Here is a 24,486-nt window from a genome sequence, read left to right on the forward strand (position 1 = left end):
TCTATGGCAAACTATCAATTAGTAGCTACTTCAGCAATGGGCTTAGAGGCAATAGTTGCCCAAGAAGTGAAAGCACTCGGCTATGAAACAACTGTTGACAATGGCAAAGTATATTTTGAGGGCGACGAAACAGCTATTGCACGTACCAATTTATGGCTGCGTGTAGCGGATCGAGTAAAAATTGTTGTTGGACAATTCCCAGCAAAATCGTTTGAACAATTATTTGAAAGTGTAAAAGCATTACCATGGGAGAAGTATTTACCGGTGGATGCTGCTTTTCCGGTTTCAGGGAAGTCGGTTAAATCGAAATTATTTAGTGTGCCAGATTGCCAAGCGATTACAAAAAAAGCGATTGTCGAACGCATGAAACAGCATTATAAACGACTTGGCTTTTTAGATGAATCAGGGGCGACCTACAAAATTGAGGTTTCAATTTTAAAAGATGTGGCGACACTAACGATTGATACGTCTGGCGCAGGCTTGCATAAGCGTGGCTATCGTCAGGCGCAAGGTGAGGCACCGTTAAAAGAAACATTAGCTGCAGCACTTGTACAAATTTCGAAGTGGAATCCAAATCGTCCGTTTGTTGACCCATTCTGTGGCTCGGGTACCATTGCATTAGAAGCGGCAATGTTTGGACAAAATATAGCACCGGGATATAACCGTGAATTTATTTCAGAGGATTGGCCGTGGATGAAAGCTGCCATCTGGGATACGGTTCGTGATGAAGCAGAAAGCTTAGCGAATTATGATCAGCCACTAGAAATTATTGGTTCAGATATTGATCATCGCATGGTCAGCATTGCGCAAGAAAACGCGATGGAAGCAGGTTTTGGTGAGTTAATCGCGTTTAAGCAAATGCAAGCACGTGATTTTACAACACAATTAACGGATGGTGTCATGATTGGTAACCCACCATACGGAGAACGTATCGGTGATGTGGAAGTCGTAGAGCAAGTAATCCGTGATTTAGGAAAAGTGATGAAGAATTATCCAACTTGGTCTGTATATATGCTTTCCTCCATGAAAAATTTTGAAGAATTATATGGACGCCAAGCGACGAAGAAGCGTAAGTTATTTAATGGCTTTATAGAAACAAATTATTATCAATTCTGGGGTCAAAAGTCTAAAAGAGATTAACGAATAGTAACGGAAGATAAGTTGTTTTCTTATCTTCCGTTTCGTCGCGTATAATAGCACCAGAGAGTTAGAGGGGGAACATTAATTGCGTAAATCTTTACCATTTGCATTATCAAAGGACCGTTCATTTTTTGATTCATTAGGTGATTGGATGGGTGATGTCCTTTATGATGAATTACCTGAAAAAGGCTTTGAATGCCGTGATGAGCAAATTTTTATGGCTTATCAAATAGAACAAGCACTAAAAGAAAAAAATGTTCTCTTTGCAGAGGCAGGAGTGGGAACTGGCAAAACCATTGCTTATTTACTACCAGCCATTTCCTATGCGCGTTACACTGGGAAACCAGCGCTCATTGCTTGCGCAGATGAAACATTAATCGACCAGCTCGTAAAAGAGGGGGGCGATATTTATAAGCTTCAAAAAACATTAGGACTTGAAATTGATGTTCGCTTAGCAAAATCGCGAGATCAGTATTTATGCTTAAAACGTTTTGAAGAAACGGAAAAGGTAGTAACGGATGAATGGATTGATGATATTGCCTTTTCTATTCCAGATGGTGTGTATGCACAAGGCTCAATGATCGCTGTCCATCCGTATGGTGAGCGTAGTGATTATCCGACTGTTAGTGACGAAGATTGGCAAAAGGTCAATTATAATGCCATTATGCAATGTTCGGTTTGTGAGCTTCGTAATCGCTGTGGGCAAACATTACATCGCTCACATTATCGTAAATCAACAGATCTTGTTATCTGTTCACAGGATTTTTTAATGGAGCATTTGGCCACTAAGGAATCGCGTGAGCGTGAAGGCCAGCTAGCATTATTGCCAGAGGTATCGATGATTGTGTTGGATGAAGGACATCTATTGGAATATGCTGCTCAAAAAGCAATGACATACAAAGTACAGGCAACAACCATTGTTAAACTACTTGAGCGATTGATGGTAGATGGCGTACGTGAGCGTACACTGTACGCAATGGAAAAATTACAGGATGATCATGAGCTATTCTTTGATCAGCTTCGTGATGATATCGTTGCTTCAAATGAGGATCGTAAACGTATAAACAAATCAAAAACACTGCTTGCTTACGGGAAGCAGTTAATAAAAGATGTAGAAACGTTGATGGAAGAATTCGTCTTTGAATCAGAAATGTATATGATTCCCGAATATGAATTAAATATGGCAGAAGAATACTTAGAACAATATGAGGCTTCTTTGCGTATTTTCATAGCACAGGGCGATGCAGTAGATTGGTTAGAGGAGACAGATGGCGAAGAAACGCTTGTTATTATGCCTCGTTTAATTACAGAGGTTTTAGCTGAAAAATTATTCTCTAAAAAGCTTCCAATCGTCTTTTCTTCTGCAACCTTATCTGTTAATAAAGACTTTTCATATATTGCCTATAGTTTAGGAATTCGAGATTATCAATCATTTTCAGTACCTTCTCCATTCGACTATGAAGAAGTGATGAAAATCTATTTACATGAGCTTAGTCAAGGTGATAAAACAGCGCGAGTTCAGCAATTGCTACGTGATGGCGAGCAAACATTAATATTATTTAAATCCAAGCAAGCGATGCTAAACTTTAAAGCAGAATTACCACTAATGGAACGAATGTATGTGGCTTTCGAAGGAGATCGAGAGCTTTCAGCAATCGTCCGAGACTTCCAGCAGGGATCGGTTAAAACATTATGCTCATATCATTTATGGGAAGGCTTAGATTTACCAGAGGAAGCATTAACACGTGTTATTATTTATGATTTACCGTTTCCTCCACAAGATCCACTATTTGATGCGAAGCGCACATTTGCTGAAAACCCATTTGAAGAGGTGGAGCTACCTTTCATGCAATTACGCTTGCAGCAAGGGATGGGACGCTTAATTCGGACATCAAATGATCATGGAGACATCCACATTTTGCTGAATGAGGAAGAACAAAAACAGCGTGCAGCCTTTGAAAACATATTAGCTGTTGTCCCAGAAATAAAATAATGAAAAACGAGTTTGCCATAGAGGTAAGCTCGTTTTTTAATATATTGAAATAATATTTTTCTCGATGTTAAATAATTCAATTTTAAAAAACTGTTGAATATTTCTCTTTTAAGCTATATAGTTCTTTGTAATGCAACAATATCTGGTGAAAGAAAATATTTTTTTTATTGAAAATAATTTCACAAAAGGTTTATAATAATGACAAGAATTTTTAAGAATAATCAAATTGATTGTTGATTATTTCAGATAGGGGGCTTGAACCTGTCGAACATTCAATCATTATGTAGAAAATATACAAACCTTTCGGCAACGGATATTGACAAGTTAACAGAAATAGAGGCTACACTAAAGTATTATGCTGAGTTGACTGATTGTTATATGTTCATAGATTGCATGTTGGAAAATTTACCACATGCGATTGTTGTGGCAGAGGCTTTCCCGAACAAGGAAATTGGGTTATATGAGAAATCAGTTATCGGAAAATTCGTATTTGAAAGTTTTGAACCAGCCGTATTCGCTGCGTTTAAACATAAAGAAAAATCATCCATCTCAAGAGCAATTACGCAGGAAGGTGTTACGGTAGAGCAACATGTCATTCCTATTTTTAATGAGCAACAGCAAGTAATAGCAGTGTTGATTCAGGAAAAAATGGTGAAGATGCAAACGACACCGAAAGATGATTTTCAAAATATGCCTTTCGCATTAATTGAGCATATTGTAGAACCAAACTCTCAGCCAATACCAGTTGTGTCAGATTTACTTGTAGAATCGATCATTCTGACAAATCACGAGAACAAAGTGATTTACAGTAATCCTGCTGGCTACCATTTTATTTCTGAGCTATCAGGGTTAGAAAATTTTGACAATGTTGCATTAGATAAAATATTACCGTTTTTACAGGAAGTCTATGATAAAGGCGATGATGTCTTTTTCTTAGAAATTACGATTGATCGTAAATCCTTTATTGTGAAGAAAATTCCGATTCGTAGTCATAACGAGAAAGTGACGCTACTCATTATTCATGATCTAACAGAGCTTAAACTGAAAGAAAATGAGCTAATGATGAAAACATTTGCGATACGGGAAATTCACCATCGTGTGAAAAATAATCTTCAGACAGTAACGAGCCTTCTACGTTTGCAAATGCGGAATGATTTGTCGGCTGCGAATGCAAGTGCTTTTCAGGAGGCATTAAATCGAATATATAGTATTTCATCGGTTTATGAGCTTATTTTAGAAAACGAGGATAACGCTGAGGAAAGAGTAGACGTTATCGCATTAGCTAAAAAAATAGGTCATAAAATGATTGGCACGTCCAATACAGCGACTATTCAATTAGCCTTTCATCATGATAATTTGCAACTATTTTGCCATTCAAAAAAAGCAGTATCCCTTGCACTCATTATTTGCGAGCTACTGCAAAATGCATTAAAGTATGCTTTTATCGGACGTGATGAGGGAACCATCGATATTCTATTCATGCAGGAAGATTCAACGATTTCACTTCATATTTCTGACAACGGCGTTGGAATGCAAGAGGTGAAGGCATCTTTTGGTATGGAGATTATCACAAGGCTCGTCGAATATGATTTAGCTGGCTCATTTTCAATTATCCCTAGTGAAGAAGGTACACATACTCAAGTTCAGTTCCCTGTAAGTGAGGAGGTATTTATCGTAAATGACTAGGAAAGTTATGATTGTCGAAGATGAATCACTGATTGCGATTGATTTGAAGTTTATGTTAGAAGATAATGGCTATGAAGTAGTGGCGCAGGCGAACAATGGGGAAACAGCCATTGAATTAGCCTTTTTACATAAACCACAGTTAATCTTAATGGACATCAAAATGCCTAAACTAGATGGTTTAAAGGCAAGTAAAATTATTGAACAACAGCTTGGTATACCAGTTCTTTTCATCTCGGCTTACAGTGAAAAAGAATTGTTGCTATACATGAAGCAGGATAATATATTAGGGTATGTAATGAAACCGTTTTCTGAAAAAAATGTGTTGCCTGTGTTAGAGGTTGCCTTTCATCAAATTGATAAGTTCAACCGTCTCAATGGGGAGATTTTACATAAGCAAACACAATTAGATAAGCGGAAAGTCATTGAACGAGCAAAGGGCTTGCTAATGCAGGCCGAAAATATAAGCGAGGACGAGGCTTACCGTAGGATTCGCAATGAAAGTATGCAAACCCAACAGGAAATGGTGCATATCGCCCAGCAAATTATTAATACTTTACAAGTCAATAGTTGAAGCAAAGGCGCTTTAAAGAGATTTCTTCTTTAAAGCGCCTTTTTTTCTATAAATTTATTAAAAAAGGGGTGATGAGTAAGATGGCAATGATAGGAACGATTATCGTTTATATTATTATGATTTGTGCTGTTTTAGGGGCAATCGGGGCAATCCGAGATGCTGAGTATGGAATTGGAAAAGAATTTATGAATGGTATCCATACCGTTGGACATATTTTTGTCCCAGCAGCAGGGATCATGGCAGCTATTCCTTACTTAACATGGTTTATTAGTCATTTTATTAGTCCGATTTTTGAGTTAATTGGTGCAGATCCTGCGATAGCAGCGACGACAATATTAGCTTCGGACATGGGTGGTTACCAATTAGCCAATGCATTAAAAGAGTCTTATGAAGGATGGGTCATGGCTCTAGTTGTTGGATTTATGTCTGGTGCTACTATCGTATTCTCTATTCCAATGGGGCTTGCAATGTTAGATAAGCGTGATCATAAGTATATGGCGCTAGGTATTATGGCCGGCGTACTAACGATTCCGATTGGTGCATTTATTTCTTCAATCATGATTGTGCTATTCAATACAGAAGTCCGTGAAGTCATTAGTACAACAGAGGCACCTACATATGTGTTTGCCATTTCTGTTTTACAAATATTAATTAACTTACTACCTTTATTTATTTTCGTTATTTTAATCGCACTTGGCTTAAAGCTTATTCCGAACGGTATGATTAAAGGATTTATGCTATTCGGACGTGTGATGGATGCCGGGATTAAATTAGTATTAGTGTTCTCGATTGTTGAGATTTTTACAGGTATTTTTACAAAGATTTTTGGTGCGTGGGGCTTCGATCCAATCATGGCAGATGAGATCGATCAATTCCGAGCATTAGAGACAGCCGGTTATATCGGTATTATGCTAGCGGGTGCCTTCCCAATGGTGTATTTAATTCGAAAATATGCTTCCAAGCCACTTGAAGCGGCTGGTAAAAAATTAGGCTTATCCTCTGTAGGAAGTGCGGGGATTTTAGCAACGATTGCTAATATTTTGGCGATGTTTACACTGATTCGCCATATGCCACCAAAAGATAAAGTTATTAACATTGCATTTGGTGTGTGTTCTGCATTCCTATTAGGCGATCACTTATCATTTACAGCTAATTTCCAGCCTACTATCATCTTGCCTGTTATCGCTGGTAAGTTTTTAGCGGGTGTCATTGCCATTATTTTAGCTTATAAGCTTTCCGTACCAACTGCATTAAGGTTGGAAATTGAGGATCGCAAGGCTGGCATTATCAAAGAAGGCGAATATGTAACAGAGCAAAAATCTTAATTGATTAAAAAAGTGAGGTGATGACGTGTGAGTGAAGAAAAGAAACGATTTATTCAGGAGTTTGTGCCGGGTAAACAGCTAACATTGAGTCACCTTATTGCCAATCCTGATCCAGATATGTTTCAAAAGCTAGGAATCCAAGAAGCAGGTGCGCTGGGCATCATGACTTGTACTCCGAGTGAAACAGTGATTATTGCAGGGGATTTAGCGACAAAGGCTGCCAATGTCAAACTCGGATTTTTAGATCGTTTTACAGGTAGTCTCGTTATTGTGGGAAGTGTTTCTGAAGTGGAAATGGCGATGTTAGAAATTAATCGTTTTTTATCCGAGGTATTAGGGTACACCCCATCAAAAATAACGAAATCATAGGATGTGTCATATGAAAAATCGAGTAATGATAATAGGCGGTGTGCAAGCAGGAAAGTCAACATTGATGAATACTTTGTTAGGCAAGGAAAGTACGGCTAACAAAACACAGGCACTCGTTTATGATGACTGGATTGTTGATACACCAGGTGAATATGTTGAAAATCCCATGTATTACAGAAATATTATGGCAACGTCGCTGGAAGTAACTCATGTGATTTATTTGCAGGATGCTACATCAGCAAGAAGTGTGTTCCCTCCGCAATTTAGCTTAGGGATTCCAAAAATACAAATTGGTGTTATTACAAAGATTGATGCTCCTAATGCAGATGTAGAAAGGGCTACAGCTTTATTAAAAAATGTTATGACGCATGGGCCCATCGTGAAAACCTCTTCATGGCAAAAGCTCGGAATCGAGTTTATTGAACCATTGATTCAGCTGAAGACACATGAAGACATTCAACAATTTGTTAAGGATCGCGATAGTCCGTATCTCATGTATTGCTCACAGTAGCGAGAGGGAGGTGTAGGGTGAAAACTGAAAAAATATTTAGTGCAGGCATTGATATTGGGACAAGTACCACAAAAATGGTCGTCAGTAGTTTTTTGTTAAAAAATGTGGCTGGTGTGACACATGTGCCAAGGATTGAAATTATTGAGAAAACGGTATTGCATCAAAGTCCAATTATTAAAACACCTTTTATCAATAAAGACATCATTGATATGAAAAAGATTGAGGAATTTATTTTTCAGCAGTATCAATTGGCACAAATTGCGCCAACAGACATTTCAACGGGCGCCATTATTATAACAGGCGAATCCGCCACGAAAGAAAATGCAAGAGAGGTTGTCCATACCATTGCAGATGGCGCTGGTCATTTTTTAGTTGCTACCGCTGGTCCTGATTTAGAGGGCATCATCGCCGCCAAGGGGGCAGGTACTTTACAGCAATCAAAGAATTCATCCAAAGTAATAGCCAATATTGATATTGGTGGTGGGACAGCGAATATTGCTGTCATGCAGTTTGGGGAAGTCATTGGTACATGTACCTTACATGTTGGTGGTAGATTGATTGAATTTAAGGAAGGCAAGATTCAATCAATTTCTCCGCCACTCATGCGACTGATGGAAAACTGGTCTAATCCGTTAGCTGTCGGTGATGCGGCAGAGGATGTTCGCGTCTCACAATGTATTGAAGAGATGGTTGGAACACTTGCCATGATTCTTCATGGACAATGTACCAATAAAGAGCATCCATTATTACTAGGACATTTACCCAACTGGCATAAACCTGTTGATGCCATTGTCTTTTCAGGTGGTGTAGCCTCCTGTATTTATGAAAATGACTGTACGCAGCGTCAGTATGATGATATTGGCGAAAAACTAGCAAAAACGCTACTTAAGCATGAGCAGCTTCAATCATTTTTATGGCTGCGACCAGAGGAAACAGCACGAGCAACAGTCACGGGGGCAGGTACACAGACCACTGAAATAAGTGGCGCAACTATTCAAGTAGATGCCGACGTGTTACCACTAAAAAATGTGCCTGTCTTCAACTGCCATATGAACGATGCCACAACAGACTTTAACACTGTAGTAAAGACAGCTGTTGAGCGAGCGGATGATCTATTTTCCATACAGGATAATCGTTCACCATTTGCCCTCTATTTTAGTGAATTGCCGTATTTAAGCTTTCAGGATGTACATGCATTGTGTGAGGCTGTTTTGCAGCATTTGGCGACAAGATGCTCCAAGGACATACCAATTATCATAGTCATTCAATCAGATTATGCAAAGATTATTGGACAAACCATACAAGCAATTAATTCTACAGTACCAATTATTTGCATCGATCAAATTAAAGTGGAGACGGGTGATTATATCGACATAGGAGAGGTTCTGCCATCTGGCGTTGTTCCTGTTGTTGTAAAAACTCTTGCCTTTCACTCAAAGTAAGGAGGATGAATGTGAATTTATCGGTGATATTTGGTGGAGAAAAATATAATTTTAAATCATTAAAAGATGTCATGGCGAAGGCCAATGAAGAAAAATCCGGCGATCAGCTAGCAGGGATTGCAGCTGAAACGGTTCAACAACGAATCGCAGCAAAGGCTGTATTAAGTGAGCTTTTAGTGAAAGATATTCGAGAAAATCCATTAGTGCCACAAGAAAATGATGAGGTTTCACGCATTATTGAGGGTGACATTAATGAGCAAATATATGGAGAAATCAAAAACTGGAGCATCGAGCAGCTACGCGAATACATTTTATCAAATGATACGGGTGACCGTGAGCTAAAGCGTTTAAGCAAAGGGATGAATTCCGAGATTATTGCCGCTGTTACAAAACTAATGTCCAATTTAGATCTTGTACATGCAGCCAATAAAGTTGAAATACTTTCAACGTGTAATATTACGATTGGTCAAAAAGGGACGCTGTCATCTCGTCTACAGCCAAATCATCCGACAGATAATATTGATGGCATCATCGCCTCTCTAAAAGAAGGACTGTCCTATGGTATTGGGGATGCTGTTATCGGCATTAATCCTGTAGATGATTCAGTTGAAAGTGTCAAAAAAGTGCTTACGGCTACAAAGGAATTCATCAATGATTGGTCCATTCCTACACAAAACTGTGTATTAGCTCATATTACAACACAGATGAAGGCAATTAAACAAGGTGCCCCAGCAGATATGATTTTCCAAAGTATCGCAGGGACAGAAATTGCTAACCGTTCGTTCGGTATTTCTGCTGATTTAATACGAGAAGCAGAGGAGCTCATTAAAAAACAAGGAACAGGTACTGGTCCAAATTTATTCTACTTTGAAACAGGTCAAGGCTCAGAGCTATCGGCAGAGGCACATATGGGCATTGACCAAGTAACACTGGAATCGCGAAATTATGGCTTTGCTAGACATTTTAATCCTTATATTGTCAACACAGTAGTTGGCTTTATCGGTCCAGAGTATTTATACAACAATAAACAGGTTATTCGTGCTGGTCTAGAAGATCATTTCATGGGCAAAATGCATGGAATCCCTATGGGTGTAGATATTTGTTATACGAACCATATTAAAGCGGATCAAAATGATATTGAAGATTTAAGTGTACTACTGACAGCGGCAGGCGTTAACTTTATTATCGCTGCGCCAATGGGTGATGATGTAATGCTTAACTATCAATCGATGAGCTTCCATGATGTAGCTACATTACTCCAAACATTTGGTAAAAAACCAGCTCCAGCATTTTTAGCATGGTTAGAAAAAATGGGCATTTATGAAAATGGTCGACTTTCAGCAAGAGCTGGCGATTTATCCATTTTTGAAAGGTAGGTGAATCGAGTGAATGATCAATTAGTCTCTATGATTACACAGCTTGTCATGGAAAAGATGGAGAAAAATACAGGAAACCAAGCACCTGAAGTTGTAGCTCCTCCAGCAGAACAATCACTTATTAAAATATTTGATACAGTCGACAATCGTCCGACAGAAATAACAGAGTCTCAAACGACATCACAGGGACCGTTAATAAAGCTGTATCAGCACGGAGCGCCTCAGTGGGAACCGATAGCTCCTGCTACTTTAGAACAACCTTTTAATACGGCTGTGCCGATTAAGCCATTTCAGTTTGAAGCAGAATCATTAACAGAAAGTGTGCAGGCTGCAAAAAAACATACACCTGCTCGAATTGGCGTTGGTAGAGCAGGGACAAGACCAAAAACGAAAACATGGTTAAAGTTCCGACTTGATCATGCTGCTGCGGTAGATGCCGTATATGGTGAAGTTTCCGAAGAGCTTTTACAAAAACTAGATGTTTTTCAAGTAACAACGAAAGTAACTGATAAGGAAGAATACATTACAAGACCTGATTTAGGTCGTCGTTTATCAGAGGAATCAAAGGCACTGATTCAACAAAAATGTAAGCAACAGCCTAAAGTGCAGATTATTATTTCGAATGGCCTAAGTGCCAGTGCCATTGAAGAAAATGTGCAGGATGTGTACTTGGCACTTCAACAAAGTCTTAGCAATTTAAATATTGACATCGGTACTACATTTTATATTGATAAAGGCCGTGTCGCTTTGATGGATGAAATTGGAGAGCTGTTACAGGCAGAGGTAATTGTTTACTTAATTGGTGAGCGTCCTGGTCTTGTCTCCGCAGAATCGATGAGTGCGTATTTATGCTACAAGCCAAGAATCGGTACAGTCGAAGCGGAGCGTATGGTGATATCCAATATCCACAAAGGTGGTATTCCACCATTAGAAGCGGGTGCTTATTTAGGAACAGTCGTACAAAAAATCTTGCATTACCAGGCAAGTGGCGTTGAGCTTGTCGCAAAAGAAGGTTAGGGGGCTGAAACATGAATCCTCAAAAAATTATGGCGCAAATTTTGGCGATGCAAACCATTCCAAGAGTCAACAGTGAATTAGCAGAGCAGCTAGATTTAAAGCCATATCACAATAGCATTGGGCTTGTCACATTGACCATTGATGATGTTGGATATGTTGCTATTGATGAAGCAACGAAAAAGGCAGATGTTGACGTTATCTATGCGAAAAGCTTCTATGCGGGAGCAGCTCATGCATCGGGCCCATTATCAGGTGAAATGATTGGCATCATTGCAGGAAGCTCGCCTGATGAAATTCGTAGCGGACTTGATGCCATTCAACAAAAAATTGAGTTTGATACGTACTTCGAGGCGATTAATAACAATGAAAACCATGCTTTGTTTGCCCATACAGTGGCAAGCTGTGGAACGTATCTCGCCGAGCTGGCAAATGTAAACGTCGGCACACCACTTGCCTATTTAATCGCACCGCCACTAGAGGCAGTAGTTGGATTAGATGCAGCATTAAAGGCGGCAGATGTAGAGTTAAAGGTTTTCTTTGGCCCTCCTTCTGAAACCAATTTTGGTGGCGGCCTATTAAGTGGTAGTCAATCATCTTGCGAGGCTGCGGCAAATGCTTTCAGAGAAGCTATTGAAAATATAGCTAGAAATCCAGTGATCTAGAAAGGAGGCGGCTTTATGGCCACATTAGACAAAGATTTATTAGCAATTCAAGAAATGAGAGATGCCGTTAAACAGGCTAATACAGCACAGGCTGCCTACATGCAATTTTCACAGCAGCAAGTAGACAACATAGTGAAGGCTGTTGCGGATGCTGCCTTTAAGGAAGCAGACCGTTTAGCAAAAATGGCTGTGCAAGAAACAGGGATGGGTATCCCTAATCATAAAAAAATGAAAAATGAAGTGGCTTCACGAGATGTCTATGAAGATATTAAAGACTTAAAAACGGTTGGTATTGTAGGCTATGATCGGATGAAGAAAGTGGCAGAGATTGCGAGTCCTTTTGGGGTCATCGCAGGTATAGTGCCAACGACGAATCCAACATCTACAGCCATTTTTAAAACACTTATTTCTTTAAAAACAAGAAATGCATTAGTGCTAAGTCCACACCCATATGCGGTGAAATGTACAAAAGAGGCGTTGGATGTTTGTCGAGTAGCGGCGGAACAAGCTGGTGCACCTGAAGGGCTACTGCAATGCTTAACGATGTCTTCTATGGAAGCTACGCAACAGCTCATGAAGCATCCTGATATTCATTTAATTTTAGCAACAGGCGGCGGTGCTTTAGTGAAGGCAGCCTATAGCTCTGGAAAGCCAGCTTATGGTGTAGGGCCGGGGAATGTCCCAGCTTATATCGAAAAATCAGCTAATATCCAAAAGTCTGTCCGTCAACTGGTTCACAGTAAGTCGTTCGATAATGGCACCATCTGTGCAACAGAACAAGCCATCATTGTAGATAAGGCGATTGCTGAACAGGTACAGACGGAATTAAAGAAAAACGGTGCCTATCTATTAAATGCTGAAGAAAAAGCAAAAATGGAGAAATTAATTTCACCTGTTCCTGGAAAGGTAAATCCACAAATTGTCGGGAAATCAGCTACTTGCTTAGCAGATTCTGTTGGCATCACAGTTCCAGAAGATACAAAAGTTCTTGTTGGGTTAGAAACGATGATTGGTAAAAATATACCGTTTTCGCTTGAAAAACTTTCACCAATCTTTGCCCTCTATATAGTAGAAAACAGTACAGAAGCAAAGCAAGTCATGATTGACCTATTAAATATTGGTGGTCGTGGACATACATGCTCGATTCACACTGAAAATGCAGCATTAGCTGAGCAATTCTCTGTTGAATTACCTGTCTCACGTATTGTAGTCAATACATTATCATCTATCGGTGCAGTAGGTGGAACAACAGGATTAGCACCATCCTTTACATTAGGCTGTGGTACATTTGGCGGTAATATTACGTCGGATAACATTACAGCAAGACACCTATTAAATATTAAACGTATGGCTTATGGCATTAAAGATGTCGAAGTACCAAAACCAGAATTTGAAGTACAATCCGTTGTTGAGTCGGTTGTCTCACAGGAGCCTGCTCTTGACACGACGATGGTTCAACAAATTGTCGATCAAGTATTAAAACAAATCACATTACAAAATAAATAAATTATTTGGAGGAATGACAAATGAGTACAGCATTAGGAATGGTAGAAACAAAAGGTTTAGTAGGAGCAATTGAAGCAGCAGACGCAATGGTAAAGGCAGCAAGCGTTAATTTAGTAGGAAAAGTACATGTAGGTGGCGGTATCGTAACAGTGCTTGTACGTGGCGATGTAGGTGCAGTAAAAGCAGCAACAGATGCTGGTGCTGCAGCAGCTCAACGTGTAGGAGAACTTCTATCAGTACATGTAATCCCACGTCCACATCACGAATTAGAAATGATTTTACCAAAAGCAGAAGCATAATTTTAGCTTTATTTAGGACAAGACGCCCATCTCAATTGTTGGTGAATTAAACTGTGGATACAACACCACCACAATTACGCTAGGGCATAAAGGATTAGGATGAGAGTTAATCCTACCAGAGGACAGCTCTCATCTTGTCTAATAGGTAAACAATTAATGAGATAAAGAGGTGGCTAACGTGACAACAGCTACAAAAACATTTCCAGTGGCCATTTCGGCTCGTCATATTCATCTTAGTGAAGAGGATTTGCAAGCACTTTTTGGTCCAAATGCAACGCTGACAAAGGATTTTGACTTATCACAGCCTGGGCAATTTGCTGCCAAGGAGCGTGTCTCTATCGAGGGTCCAAAAGGCATTATCCATAATGTTCGTGTACTTGGACCAGTGAGACCAGCAACACAGGTGGAAGTCAGCCGAACAGATGCCATGAAGCTTGGTGTGACACCTCCGTTAAGACAGTCGGGTGATATTGACCATTCTGCAGGCATTAAAATCCTTCACCAAAATAAAGAATTGTATATCGAGCAGGGTGTTATCATTGCACAGGCACATATTCATATGACAGAAGAAGATGCCAAAGCATTGGAAGTGCATAATAACGAATTGGTTTCTGTGGAAGTTGAAAGTGATCGACCTGTTACTTTCCGTGGCGTAGTCGTCCGTGTTTCCAATGACTTTAGTCTGGAAATGCATATCGATACGGATGAAGCCAATGCAGGTTTTATTGAACAGCAAGCACAGGGTAAATTAGTAAAAATCTCATCGTAAGGAGGAGGCAAGATGCAAGAAAATCTGGTTCAAAAAATTGTGGAAGAAGTTCTGCAGCAAGTCTTAAAAAATCAATCTTCCCCTCCACATGACGGTAAAATTCCTATTGGTGTATCTGCCCGCCATGTCCATCTTGCACAAGCAGAGGTGGAGCAGCTTTTCGGTGAGAATTATCAGCTTACACCGAAGTTTGAGCTTTCACAGCCAGGGCAATTTGCTGCTGAGGAAACCGTAGTAATTGCTGGTCCAAAAGGATCAATTGAGAGAGTACGTATTCTTGGCCCTGCTCGATCGTTGTCTCAAGTGGAAGTAAGCTGGACAGATGCTATGAAATTAGGGTTGAAACCTCCATTAAGAATTTCCGGTGATATTCAAGGTTCTAGTCCTGTTACATTAATCGGTCCAAAGGGGAGTGTCGTGTTAAATGAAGGACTTATTATTGCACAGGCACATATTCATATGTCCCCTGCGGATAGTGCGAGATTTAATGTAGTAGATGGACAGTCTGTTCAAATCAAGGTAGAAGGAATTCGCCCGATTATTTTATCGAATGTGGTCATCCGTGTATCAGAGCGTTATCGATTAGAAATGCATATCGATACAGATGAAGCCAATGCAGGATTAATTCAGCAGGGAACACTTGCTGAAATTGTACATCACCAAGGAAGTGAACCATCTTCTATACCAGTGAAAGTGCAGTCGCCAGTCGTAGAGAAAGTAGAGAAACCATCCGTCTATCATTATGATAAAAAGCTACTTTCACAAATAGAAGTGCTAGAAATAGAAGCACAAGAAATTGTAGTACCAAAGAAAACGATTGTGACAGCATTGGCTTATGATAAGCTACGAGAGCTAAATAAAACATTAACGGTCCGAGCTGAGTAGTAAGACAATTTGTGTCGCATAAAGAGGGTGAAGTTCATGCAAATGGGTAGAGTAATAGGCAGTGTATGGGCAACACGTAAGGAGGAAGGGCTGAATGGATTAAAGCTATTAATCATTCAACCCATTGACTCCAATCAACAGCCGATTCGCACAGAAATTGTTGCAGCTGATCGTATAGGTGCGGGGATTGGTGATGATGTACTCATTACAAGCGGTGGGTCATCACGCTATATTATGAAAGAAAATCCATTACCAATCGATGCAGTTGTTATAGGTATTATTGATTCTACTGAAGTGATGAGAGGTGAAGACAATGAGTAGCGCAATTGGAATGATTGAAACAAAAGGCTTAGTTGGTTCGTATGAAGCAGCGGATGCCATGATTAAGGCGTCAGACGTCACAATCGTTAAACAGGAATTCGTTGATGGTGGAATTGTGACGGTCGTCGTGAAGGGTGACGTAGGTTCAGTACAAGCAGCGGTAGAAGCTGGAAAGGCTGCTGCCATGCGTGTTGGTGAACTATTAGGCGCTCATGTCATTCCGAGACCTGATGAAGATGTATTCCAAATGATTAAAGGCCCAGAGGCACCAAAGAAAAAGCCTGCCTCTACACCAGCATCAGCACGTGCTAAAAAAACAACCGAAGCAACACCGACGACAGATAATCGAGGTGAAGAATAATGGCCTTTCGTAAAAATAAAATCGCTGTTATTGGAGCTGGTCACACTGGTTCTACATTGAGTTTATTTTTAGCACAAAAAGAATTAGGTGATGTGGTGCTTGTCGATATTCCAGAGGCTGAGAAACCGACAAAAGGGAAGGCATTGGATTTACTACAGACAGGCCCAATTGAAAAGTTTAATGTCTCCATTAAAGGGACGAGTGATTACGAAGATATAGCTGGTGCCGATATTGTCGTTATTACAGCTGGTATCCCTCGTAAGCCAGGCATGAGTCGTGATGATTTAGTTACTACAAATGCCAAAATTATTCAACAGGTTTCAAGACAAATTAAACACTATGCTCCAAATAGTATCGTCCTTGTGTTGAGTAATCCAGTTGATGCTATGACCTATGTGTGTCATAAGGAAACAGGCTTTGCTAAAAATCGGATTATCGGTCAGTCTGGTGTGTTAGATACAGCTCGCTTCAATACTTTTGTAGCCCAGGAGCTACAAATTGCACCAGAAGATGTCTCTGGCTTCGTGCTAGGGGGACATGGTGATGAAATGGTGCCATTAATCCGTTATTCCTATGCTGGAGGTATTCCATTAGAAAAGCTAATTCCCCAGGAACGACTTCAGCAAATCGTCGAGCGTACACGTAAAGGTGGCGGTGAAATTGTCGGTTTACTAGGAAACGGAAGTGCCTATTATGCCCCAGCTGCGGCATGTGCACAGATGGTTGAAATCATTATCAAAGATCAACGAAAAATCATCCCTTCTATAGCCCTATTAGAAGGTGAATATGGATACCACAATCTGTTTTTAGGGGTACCAACTATTTTAGGTGGCAATGGGATTGAATCTGTGATTGAATTGCACCTAACCAATGAAGAACAAGCAGCCCTCCAGCATTCAGCAGAGGCTGTTAAACAAGTGATTGCCATTTGCCAAAACATTGAATAGTGAAAACACAATCTATTTTTTAAATTGAAAGATAGGATCCCCAACTTTCTTTCGATCGAAACTTCATAATAGCTCTTAAAAATGTTTGATTGGAAACCGAACATAACTGAAAGCTAGTTAATATTCCCCTTATTATATATAACACTCTCATTTATGGGAGATCTGACTGTAGCAAGCTTAAATGTTTGCTACAGTTTTTTGTTATGTTCACAACCTATATCATAAAAACGATTAACACTTCTACTATAATCAAATAAGGAGGGATGTGGATGAACAACATCGTACAGGAGATGATTGAATGGATTGAAAGTCATCTATTAGAGGGATTCTCATTAGAGCATTTAGGGAAGGATATGGGGTACTCCCCTTATTACTGTTCCTTTAAATTCCACCAGATAACTGGAATAACAATCAAAAAATATAGATCACTTCGAAAAATGTATCTTGCTTCAATGGCCTTAAAAGATCCACAAAAGAAAATCATCGACATTGCTTTTTATCATGGTTTTTCATCTCAGGAATCCTTTTCTAGAGCTTTTAAAAATACATTTGGTATAAGTCCAAACGATTACAGAAGGTCCCCACAACCTTTACAAACATTCGTGAAGCTGAATTTACTGGGGGAGAGAGGATGGTTTACGATGGATATTTCACAAAAATTAAAAATTGAGGCGTTACAAGAGAAAATCAATGCCCAATATGATCAAAAGTTATTGAATGTATTGAATGGACAAATGATGTATGAAGAGTTTGCTAAACAGCAATTAATGGGGAACTCTGATTACGTACCTTTTAATGAAGCGATGTGTACAAATCCAACGACTAGTGTGATTTTCAGTGAAGAATTTAATAAAATTCGTGCTACGGGGCATCAGGTGTCATTAGAGGATTATGAGCTGATAACAGTGAATCCGTTGAAACCATTGTTGACAAATGACTATCAATGTATTGTTTTATGGTTTGGAGACGATATGTTTTGTCAGCTGAATCTACTGACAGTTCTTGCTTTCTTAGAACAACAAGGGTATCAAGGCAAGGTCTATTATCATATGGTCAAGGAAATGACCTATGATGTGGAAGAAACGGAGATAGTACTAGGCGATTATATGGAGATCTATGAACAGGTGTTGATACAGCATCGTCTTCCAAAGGCTACAGTTTTACCAGTCATGTACCAGGGCGTTCAATTATATTTCAACTATTTAAAGGAGGAGAACGAGATTACCACGTACATAAAAAAACATCTCGATATGCCTCAAAATGATCTGATAAAGCAACTATTCTACTTATTTCCTCACTATGGATTAGGGGATCGTCAATATAGTAAACTTATCGAGAAAAGTAAAGAATGAATAGTCAGATTCATTTTACCAAAAGGTCCACAATATACAAAATTTTCGAAAATATGATAAACTTATAACGGGAAAAGGAGGATAAAAGCATGACAGTTCAACAATTTATAGACTATGTGAAGAAGATGCAACATTATGAGGAAGCACTCAATGTGATTTATTGGGATATGCGGACAGGTGCACCCAAAAAAGGGCTAGCGCAACGTTCAGAGGTTATTGGCACATTGTCAGCCTCTTTATTTGATATGCAGACAAGTGAAGAATTAGGCGAGCTTTTATCTGCTTTAGAAACACAAAAAGCGGATCTTGACTATGTAACACTTCGTTTAGTGGAAGAAGTAAGAAAGAATTACGATCAAAACAAAAAAATCCCAGCAGATGAATATAAAGAATACGTGATTCTTCAATCGAAATCGGAAACGGCTTGGGAAGAAGCAAAGGCAACTAATAATTTCGCCCTTTTCTTACCATATTTAGAAGAAATCATTCAATGGCAGAAAAGATTCATTCACTATTGGGGCATAAAAAACGGATCTCCGTACAATACATTACTCGATTTATATGAACCAGATATGACGACAGATGTCTTAGATCAAGTGTTTGGCGACTTACGTCAATCAATTGTGACACTTGTCCAGAAAATTGCCGATTCATCGAATAAGCCAAATACAGATATGTTATTTAAGCATTTCCCAAGGGAAGCACAGCGTGAGCTATCATTAGAAATGCTAACGCAGCTTGGGTATGATTTTGAGGCAGGACGCTTGGATGAAAGTGTGCACCCTTTCATGATTGGCCTTAATCATGGTGATGCTCGTATTACAACGAAATATGATGAAAATGACTTCCGTTCAGCTATTTTTGGCACTATTCATGAGTGCGGTCACGCGATGTACGAGCAAAACATTGATGAAAAACTTGCAGGTCTGCCATTAGCTACTGGGACATCGATGGGTATTCATGAATCACAATCATTATTTTATGAAAACTTTGTCGGCAGAAATGAAAAATTCTGGGAGCATAACTACGAGCGCCTTCAACACTTCTCACCAGCCCAATTTGGCGATGTTGCATTAGACGAATTTTTACGTGCCATCAATATGGTAGAACCATCATTTATTCGCATTGAAGCAGATGAACTAACATATCCATTACATATCATGATTCGCTATGAAATTGAACGTGACTTATTCAATGGGGATTTACAGGCGAAAGATCTGCCGCAAGTGTGGAATGATAAATATGAGGAATATTTAGGCATTCGTCCTGAGACGGATGCACAGGGTGTGCTACAAGATATGCATTGGTCAGGCGGCATGTTTGGCTATTTCCCATCCTACGCATTAGGGATGATTTATGCGGCGCAGTGGAAGCATGCGATGGACAAGGATATTCCTAAGTTTGATGAATTACTAGAAAAAGGAGAGCTACTGCCAATTCGAGAGTGGCTAACTGATAAAGTTCATCAATATGGAGCATTGAAAAAGCCATTTGAATTGCTGAAAGAAGCGACAGGGGAAGGTTTAAATGCTAAGTACCTTGCAAACTATTTACAAGAAAAATATACAAAGCTATATCAGTTATAAAAAAACAAGCGATTTCTCTACAATGAGAAATCGCTTATTGCTTTAAAAAAGCCTTAGTCAGCTAGGGAATTGGAAATAATTCATAAGATTGGCATTTTGCAAGCGGATGGGACAAAATTACAATTTAAGATTTAAAGTAATTCACATGTTTCATTATTATACTTTATAAAATATGCAACATTATAACGAATAATTTTTAAGCTGAACTATTTTGTTCAACATTCGGGCCAGATTGTGGAATAAAATCATTTTGTGCAATGTTACCAAACAAGGATTTAGTAGCTTATTTCACATAAATGATAGACTGTTTAAAAAATTTCCATTAATATGTTATTTTTAATGAAATTAAATCTAATTTGAGGTGAATTTATATGTTATTAAAGCCAAATAAACTCCAGCAAGGAGATTATATCGCCACAATAAGTCCTTCTTGGGGAGGTGCTGGAGAACCAGAATTAAAATGGCGTTATGAACAAGGCGTAAAAAGACTTGAAGAGGTTTTTGGACTGAAAGTTATAGCAATGCCAAATAGCTTGAAAGGTGCAGATTATCTAGACAAAAATCCAAAAGCACGTGCAGAGGACTTAATGATGGCTTTTAAGGACCCCAAGATTAAAGCTATTATTGCAAATATTGGTGGAGATGATAGTGTTCGTTTACTCCATTACATTGATTTTGAGGTTATAACTAAAAATCCTAAAATTTTAATGGGTTACTCAGATGTAACGATTGTTCATTTATTTTGTTTGAAGGCGGGTATATCTTCATTTTATGGACCAGCAATTTTAACCGATTTTGCTGAAAACGTTGAAATGCACTCATATACCGTTCAATCTATTCAGAAAACGCTATTTTCTAATGAAGTAATAGGTGAAATTGTTCCTTCTGTAGAATGGACAAGTGAGCATTTAGAATGGATAGAATCAAATAAAAATCAAAAACGCACAATGCAGCCTAATAAAGGATACGAATTGCTGCAAGGTAAAGGTATAGTGCAGGGACGTTTAATAGGAGGGTGCATTGAAGTACTAGAGTTTGCTAAAGGTACCGTGCTATGGCCTGAAGAAAAATACTGGGAAAATTGCATCCTTTTCTTTGAAACATCTGAAGATCAACCAGAGCCTAACCTACTTAGATATTGGTTGAGAAACTACGGTGTACAAGGTATTTTACAAAAAGCAAACGGAATTATATTTGGTAAACCACAAGATGAAAAGTATTGCGAAGAATATAAAGAAGAGATTTTAAAAGTGATGAAAGAATTTAACTTGGAGGATACACCAATTCTATACAATATGAACTTTGGACATACCGAACCAAAATTCATTTTACCTCTTGGTGCATTAGCAGAAATTAATTGTAATACAAGCTCTTTTACTATTTTAGAAAACGCTGTACTGTAAGATGTTAGCGGCTTTTTGGGACAAATATGGATATTCAATAATCGGGCGCTTTTCTTGTATAAGGAAAGTGCTTTTTCAATTTAAGGGCAAGGTTAGAACAAAGAAAAAATATTGACTTGTTACTGTTAATGACAGTATACTGTCATTAACAGTGATGTTGTATCATTAAAAAAATGAGGGGTGTATCTTTTATGAAGCATACAGGGAGACATACAGGAGCATTTCTTTTGCTGTTTTTAACAGAGGGAGATAACTATGGAGGAAAACTTCTACAAAAATGTGAGGAGGAGCTTCCCATCAACCCAATTGATAGTGCGATATTATATCGCACGCTAAAAAAATTAGAGGAAGAAGGCGCTGTTGAATCTTATTTGAATATATCTGAGCAAGACAAACCGATAAGGATGTACAAAATTACTACTATTGGTAAAAGAAAATTAGAAGAATTTCATCTAGATATTGAAGAAAAATTGAAAAATTTAGCTTTTTTCCTAGATAAATTTGAGAAATGGAAGGTTCAAGATAATGGTTAGTGGCTTAGTTCTCTATTCGATAGCCTCTATATATTTGGGAATTTCCTTCATAAAAGACAAATATAAAACAAAAACAGCATTATTTAAATCATGGACAATGTTTCGAAATGTTTTGCCAGATTTATTAGCGATTATGCTATTTATTGGTCTAGCATTATCTTTATTGACACCATCCCTTATTTCTTCCATTATTGGGGGGAATTCAGGTTTCCTAGGTATCATCTATTCCACGATTATTGGCTCAATTGCTTTAGTTCCAAGCTTTATTGTCTTTCCTCTCGGACATACATTAGTTCAGAATGGAGCTGGCCTTCCGCAAGTTGCCGTATTAATGTCGACATTGATGTCTGTAGGACTTGTTACTTTAACTATGGAGCAAAAGATTTTTGGAAGAAGTTTTGCTTATGCTCGAAATATTTCTTCCATAATAATGTCTCTTCTATTTGCATTAATTATTTGGGTAGTGATGACATGATGAAGCTAAAAAGATATCGTTTCTTTTTCATTTTATTATTAGGATTATTTCTTCTTACATTTATGAATCAAGCAATTGCTATAAAAACCGTTCAGTTAACTGGTAAAAGTATTTTGGATATGTTATTTCTGCTACCTCCTATATTTATATTAGTTGGATTATTAGATCAATGGGTAACGAAAGAAACACTTATTAGTTATATGGGTGAAAAATCAGGTATATATGGAGTCCTCTTCACTCTATTATTAGCAACGGTAGCAGCTGGCCCTCTTTATATAGCCTTTCCAATAGCAATATTATTATTGAAAAAAGGAGCTAGTGTGCGCTATATAGTATTTTTCTTAGGGGCTTGGTCGACAGTGAAATTGCCGGTTCTGTTGTATGAATTCACATCATTTGGTCTTAAATTCACACTTATTCATATTTGTTTTGGTCTCGTGTTTTACTATTTAACAGGAATTCTTTTTGAAAAATTATACAGCCAAGAAAAATTACTAAAGGATAATGCAACCATGGAGATATAGATTTAAGTCATTAAAACTTTTAACCCCTCAATTTCTAATTTATAATGTTATGAATACGTTATTCAACAATCGGGCGCTTTTATGAATCATGTTGCGAGGTGATATTTGGATTGGGGATTAATATTTTGATGTATACAGTGGTCTTTTTAGGACAATTAATTAGCGTCAGTTTAATATTAGCTATTTTTACTTCTGTTTTTGTTAAGAGCAGGAAGCAAGGTCTTGTATTTTTAACAATCTATATATTACTAAATATATACTCTCTAATTATTGGATTTAAATTTTCGTTAGTAATGGGGAGTGGTATGTTGATTATATATATTTGCTTAGGTATATTAACTTACTTTGTTATTAAAAAGAAACTTTCAAACCTCTTTTTGGATTAATCAAATATAGAGGTCTATTTTGACAGCAGGAGACAAGATAACTGTCTTGATATTCAACAATCGGGCGCGTTTCTCTAAGAAATGCGCCTTTTTTCATCAGAAACAGCATTAGCAAGATCAACTTGTTTTTCCTTTAAGTTTCGAGGTATAGTTATATTATGGGAATTTAACCCAAATTTCCTAAGTTGAATGATGAGAAAATAATTAGTTCAGGGGAATATAATGTTCATTAGGAGAGCAAAAATAGAAGATTGCAATTTTTTAACCAACTTGGCTTATAAATCAAAAGCCTACTGGGGATATACAGAAGATTTTCTACAACAATGTAAAGATGATTTGACTGTAACTAAAGAATACATAGAAGAAAATCCCGTTTATTTAATGGAGAGTGATAACAAGATAGTAGCTTTCTATAGCTTTACAATTAGTGAACGGAAATTAGATGCATTGTTCATAGATCCTAATTATATCGGTAAAGGATTAGGGAGAATGATTTGGGACCATTTACTAAACAAAGCAGAAGAGTTAGGAATAAACGAATTTACTCTTGATAGCGAACCTAATGCCGAAGGTTTTTATTTAAAAATGGGAGCAGAGTGCATTGGCTCTACTCCTTCTTCGGTGTTCCCAGATCGTCATCTTCCTCTAATGAAAGTTAAAGTGTTTTAAAATGCATTAATTAGATTAATTATGGATTTTAAACAAGAAGTGTGTTAGATGACTATATTTATTTTTAATCATTATCACTAAATGTGAAACGGCTTGAGTCCTTTAGAATTATGGGTTCAACCCGTTTTTTATTTCGACTGTCAACTTGATGGGGTGCAATTGTGAAATGATGATTTTAGTCCTTCAAAATCACAGGTTGAAAGTTTTCATGAACTAACCGGGTGCTTTAGTTTAACAAGTAAAAAACAATGAACACTAACTTGATCTTCAACAATCGGGCGCGATTCTGTCTAAGGATTAGCGCTCAATCTCATTATAGGGCCATTTTAATTGAATAAGAGATGTTGAACAAAAAACCCGAATAGCTACACTTTTTTA

At 38.2% G+C, this 24,486-nt stretch carries 25 protein-coding genes; all 25 read left to right on the top strand.

The genetic code is table 11. From position 1 onward, the window contains the following. Positions 1 to 3: 3 nt before the first annotated feature. The 25 genes from MKY49_RS07455 to MKY49_RS07575 all read left to right on the top strand — a co-directional run bounded on the left by MKY49_RS07455 (position 4) and on the right by MKY49_RS07575 (position 24,108). Positions 4 to 1,140 (top strand): THUMP domain-containing class I SAM-dependent RNA methyltransferase, encoded by a 1,137-nt coding sequence (locus tag MKY49_RS07455; RefSeq protein ID WP_274796469.1) that lies wholly within the window; start codon positions 4 to 6, stop codon positions 1,138 to 1,140. A gap of 85 nt (positions 1,141 to 1,225) precedes the next feature. After that, positions 1,226 to 3,133 (top strand): ATP-dependent DNA helicase, encoded by a 1,908-nt coding sequence (locus MKY49_RS07460; RefSeq protein WP_274796470.1) that lies wholly within the window; start codon positions 1,226 to 1,228, stop codon positions 3,131 to 3,133. A 255-nt stretch (positions 3,134 to 3,388) separates the two neighbouring features. Further along, positions 3,389 to 4,819, top strand: a complete 1,431-nt coding sequence (locus tag MKY49_RS07465; RefSeq protein ID WP_274796471.1) for a sensor histidine kinase — start codon at positions 3,389 to 3,391, stop codon at positions 4,817 to 4,819. Then, complete coding sequence (locus MKY49_RS07470) at positions 4,812 to 5,390, top strand: ANTAR domain-containing response regulator (protein WP_274796473.1); 579 nt, start codon at positions 4,812 to 4,814, stop codon at positions 5,388 to 5,390. The genes MKY49_RS07465 and MKY49_RS07470 overlap by 8 nt, the downstream gene beginning before the upstream one ends. A gap of 80 nt (positions 5,391 to 5,470) precedes the next feature. After that, a complete protein-coding gene (gene eutH / locus MKY49_RS07475) occupies positions 5,471 to 6,715 on the top strand; it encodes an ethanolamine utilization protein EutH (RefSeq protein ID WP_274796474.1) in 1,245 nt (414 codons plus the stop codon). Positions 6,716 to 6,742: 27 nt separating this feature from the next. After that, positions 6,743 to 7,084 (top strand): BMC domain-containing protein, encoded by a 342-nt coding sequence (locus MKY49_RS07480; RefSeq protein WP_274796475.1) that lies wholly within the window; start codon positions 6,743 to 6,745, stop codon positions 7,082 to 7,084. A gap of 10 nt (positions 7,085 to 7,094) precedes the next feature. Next, on the top strand, positions 7,095 to 7,595 hold the full coding sequence (locus tag MKY49_RS07485; RefSeq protein ID WP_274796476.1) for a EutP/PduV family microcompartment system protein: 501 nt from the start codon (positions 7,095 to 7,097) through the stop codon (positions 7,593 to 7,595). Positions 7,596 to 7,612: 17 nt separating this feature from the next. Next, positions 7,613 to 9,037: an ethanolamine ammonia-lyase reactivating factor EutA gene (locus MKY49_RS07490; protein ID WP_274796478.1), complete on the top strand. Its 1,425-nt coding sequence runs from the start codon at positions 7,613 to 7,615 to the stop codon at positions 9,035 to 9,037. Between the two features lie 5 nt (positions 9,038 to 9,042). Further along, positions 9,043 to 10,413 (top strand): ethanolamine ammonia-lyase subunit EutB, encoded by a 1,371-nt coding sequence (locus MKY49_RS07495; RefSeq protein ID WP_274796479.1) that lies wholly within the window; start codon positions 9,043 to 9,045, stop codon positions 10,411 to 10,413. Between the two features lie 9 nt (positions 10,414 to 10,422). Further along, entirely contained in the window at positions 10,423 to 11,430 is a 1,008-nt protein-coding gene (gene eutC, locus MKY49_RS07500; RefSeq protein ID WP_341385882.1) for an ethanolamine ammonia-lyase subunit EutC, read from the top strand. 11 nt (positions 11,431 to 11,441) lie between these two features. Next, positions 11,442 to 12,092: an ethanolamine utilization microcompartment protein EutL gene (gene eutL, locus MKY49_RS07505; protein ID WP_312505513.1), complete on the top strand. Its 651-nt coding sequence runs from the start codon at positions 11,442 to 11,444 to the stop codon at positions 12,090 to 12,092. A gap of 15 nt (positions 12,093 to 12,107) precedes the next feature. Continuing rightward, entirely contained in the window at positions 12,108 to 13,598 is a 1,491-nt protein-coding gene (locus tag MKY49_RS07510; protein WP_312505511.1) for an aldehyde dehydrogenase family protein, read from the top strand. A 20-nt stretch (positions 13,599 to 13,618) separates the two neighbouring features. Beyond that, a complete protein-coding gene (locus tag MKY49_RS07515) occupies positions 13,619 to 13,897 on the top strand; it encodes a BMC domain-containing protein (protein ID WP_004269321.1) in 279 nt (92 codons plus the stop codon). 178 nt (positions 13,898 to 14,075) lie between these two features. Continuing rightward, positions 14,076 to 14,666: a phosphate propanoyltransferase gene (locus MKY49_RS07520; protein WP_341385883.1), complete on the top strand. Its 591-nt coding sequence runs from the start codon at positions 14,076 to 14,078 to the stop codon at positions 14,664 to 14,666. 12 nt (positions 14,667 to 14,678) lie between these two features. Next, positions 14,679 to 15,551, top strand: coding sequence for a phosphate propanoyltransferase (locus MKY49_RS07525; RefSeq protein ID WP_274796485.1), 873 nt, complete (start codon positions 14,679 to 14,681; stop codon positions 15,549 to 15,551). A 36-nt stretch (positions 15,552 to 15,587) separates the two neighbouring features. Then, entirely contained in the window at positions 15,588 to 15,872 is a 285-nt protein-coding gene (locus tag MKY49_RS07530; protein ID WP_008176433.1) for a EutN/CcmL family microcompartment protein, read from the top strand. Beyond that, entirely contained in the window at positions 15,865 to 16,233 is a 369-nt protein-coding gene (locus tag MKY49_RS07535; protein ID WP_274796486.1) for a BMC domain-containing protein, read from the top strand. Before MKY49_RS07530 ends, MKY49_RS07535 begins: the two co-directional genes overlap by 8 nt. After that, entirely contained in the window at positions 16,233 to 17,180 is a 948-nt protein-coding gene (gene mdh / locus MKY49_RS07540) for a malate dehydrogenase (RefSeq protein WP_341385884.1), read from the top strand. Before MKY49_RS07535 ends, mdh begins: the two co-directional genes overlap by 1 nt. Before the next feature lie 269 nt (positions 17,181 to 17,449). Continuing rightward, positions 17,450 to 18,532 carry a helix-turn-helix domain-containing protein gene (locus MKY49_RS07545; protein ID WP_341385885.1) on the top strand — a complete coding sequence of 361 codons (1,083 nt, stop codon included), beginning with the start codon at positions 17,450 to 17,452 and terminating at the stop codon, positions 18,530 to 18,532. An 89-nt stretch (positions 18,533 to 18,621) separates the two neighbouring features. Continuing rightward, positions 18,622 to 20,118 carry a carboxypeptidase M32 gene (locus MKY49_RS07550; protein ID WP_341385886.1) on the top strand — a complete coding sequence of 499 codons (1,497 nt, stop codon included), beginning with the start codon at positions 18,622 to 18,624 and terminating at the stop codon, positions 20,116 to 20,118. Positions 20,119 to 20,489: 371 nt separating this feature from the next. Beyond that, positions 20,490 to 21,521 carry a S66 family peptidase gene (locus MKY49_RS07555; protein WP_274796490.1) on the top strand — a complete coding sequence of 344 codons (1,032 nt, stop codon included), beginning with the start codon at positions 20,490 to 20,492 and terminating at the stop codon, positions 21,519 to 21,521. 191 nt (positions 21,522 to 21,712) lie between these two features. Then, positions 21,713 to 22,054 carry a PadR family transcriptional regulator gene (locus MKY49_RS07560; protein WP_274796491.1) on the top strand — a complete coding sequence of 114 codons (342 nt, stop codon included), beginning with the start codon at positions 21,713 to 21,715 and terminating at the stop codon, positions 22,052 to 22,054. Next, complete coding sequence (locus MKY49_RS07565) at positions 22,047 to 22,529, top strand: hypothetical protein (protein ID WP_341385887.1); 483 nt, start codon at positions 22,047 to 22,049, stop codon at positions 22,527 to 22,529. The genes MKY49_RS07560 and MKY49_RS07565 overlap by 8 nt, the downstream gene beginning before the upstream one ends. Further along, positions 22,526 to 23,053: a permease gene (locus MKY49_RS07570; protein ID WP_274796493.1), complete on the top strand. Its 528-nt coding sequence runs from the start codon at positions 22,526 to 22,528 to the stop codon at positions 23,051 to 23,053. The genes MKY49_RS07565 and MKY49_RS07570 overlap by 4 nt, the downstream gene beginning before the upstream one ends. A 608-nt stretch (positions 23,054 to 23,661) precedes the next feature. Then, a complete protein-coding gene (locus MKY49_RS07575) occupies positions 23,662 to 24,108 on the top strand; it encodes a GNAT family N-acetyltransferase (protein WP_341385888.1) in 447 nt (148 codons plus the stop codon). Positions 24,109 to 24,486: the final 378 nt, after the last annotated feature.

It is taken from the genome of Lysinibacillus sp. FSL M8-0134, assembly GCF_038069745.1.
Lineage (GTDB): Bacteria > Bacillota > Bacilli > Bacillales_A > Planococcaceae > Lysinibacillus > Lysinibacillus irui.

Coding starts and splice junctions, on each gene's coding strand:
- MKY49_RS07455 (WP_274796469.1), top strand. CDS start 4: ATGGCAAACTATCAATTAGTAGCTACTTCAGCAATGGGCTTAGAGGCA.
- MKY49_RS07470 (WP_274796473.1), top strand. CDS start 4,812: ATGACTAGGAAAGTTATGATTGTCGAAGATGAATCACTGATTGCGATT.
- eutH (WP_274796474.1), top strand. CDS start 5,471: ATGGCAATGATAGGAACGATTATCGTTTATATTATTATGATTTGTGCT.
- MKY49_RS07485 (WP_274796476.1), top strand. CDS start 7,095: ATGAAAAATCGAGTAATGATAATAGGCGGTGTGCAAGCAGGAAAGTCA.
- MKY49_RS07495 (WP_274796479.1), top strand. CDS start 9,043: ATGAATGTGAATTTATCGGTGATATTTGGTGGAGAAAAATATAATTTT.
- eutL (WP_312505513.1), top strand. CDS start 11,442: ATGAATCCTCAAAAAATTATGGCGCAAATTTTGGCGATGCAAACCATT.
- MKY49_RS07510 (WP_312505511.1), top strand. CDS start 12,108: ATGGCCACATTAGACAAAGATTTATTAGCAATTCAAGAAATGAGAGAT.
- MKY49_RS07515 (WP_004269321.1), top strand. CDS start 13,619: ATGAGTACAGCATTAGGAATGGTAGAAACAAAAGGTTTAGTAGGAGCA.
- MKY49_RS07525 (WP_274796485.1), top strand. CDS start 14,679: ATGCAAGAAAATCTGGTTCAAAAAATTGTGGAAGAAGTTCTGCAGCAA.
- MKY49_RS07530 (WP_008176433.1), top strand. CDS start 15,588: ATGCAAATGGGTAGAGTAATAGGCAGTGTATGGGCAACACGTAAGGAG.
- MKY49_RS07535 (WP_274796486.1), top strand. CDS start 15,865: ATGAGTAGCGCAATTGGAATGATTGAAACAAAAGGCTTAGTTGGTTCG.
- mdh (WP_341385884.1), top strand. CDS start 16,233: ATGGCCTTTCGTAAAAATAAAATCGCTGTTATTGGAGCTGGTCACACT.
- MKY49_RS07545 (WP_341385885.1), top strand. CDS start 17,450: ATGAACAACATCGTACAGGAGATGATTGAATGGATTGAAAGTCATCTA.
- MKY49_RS07550 (WP_341385886.1), top strand. CDS start 18,622: ATGACAGTTCAACAATTTATAGACTATGTGAAGAAGATGCAACATTAT.
- MKY49_RS07555 (WP_274796490.1), top strand. CDS start 20,490: ATGTTATTAAAGCCAAATAAACTCCAGCAAGGAGATTATATCGCCACA.
- MKY49_RS07560 (WP_274796491.1), top strand. CDS start 21,713: ATGAAGCATACAGGGAGACATACAGGAGCATTTCTTTTGCTGTTTTTA.
- MKY49_RS07565 (WP_341385887.1), top strand. CDS start 22,047: ATGGTTAGTGGCTTAGTTCTCTATTCGATAGCCTCTATATATTTGGGA.
- MKY49_RS07570 (WP_274796493.1), top strand. CDS start 22,526: ATGATGAAGCTAAAAAGATATCGTTTCTTTTTCATTTTATTATTAGGA.
- MKY49_RS07575 (WP_341385888.1), top strand. CDS start 23,662: ATGTTCATTAGGAGAGCAAAAATAGAAGATTGCAATTTTTTAACCAAC.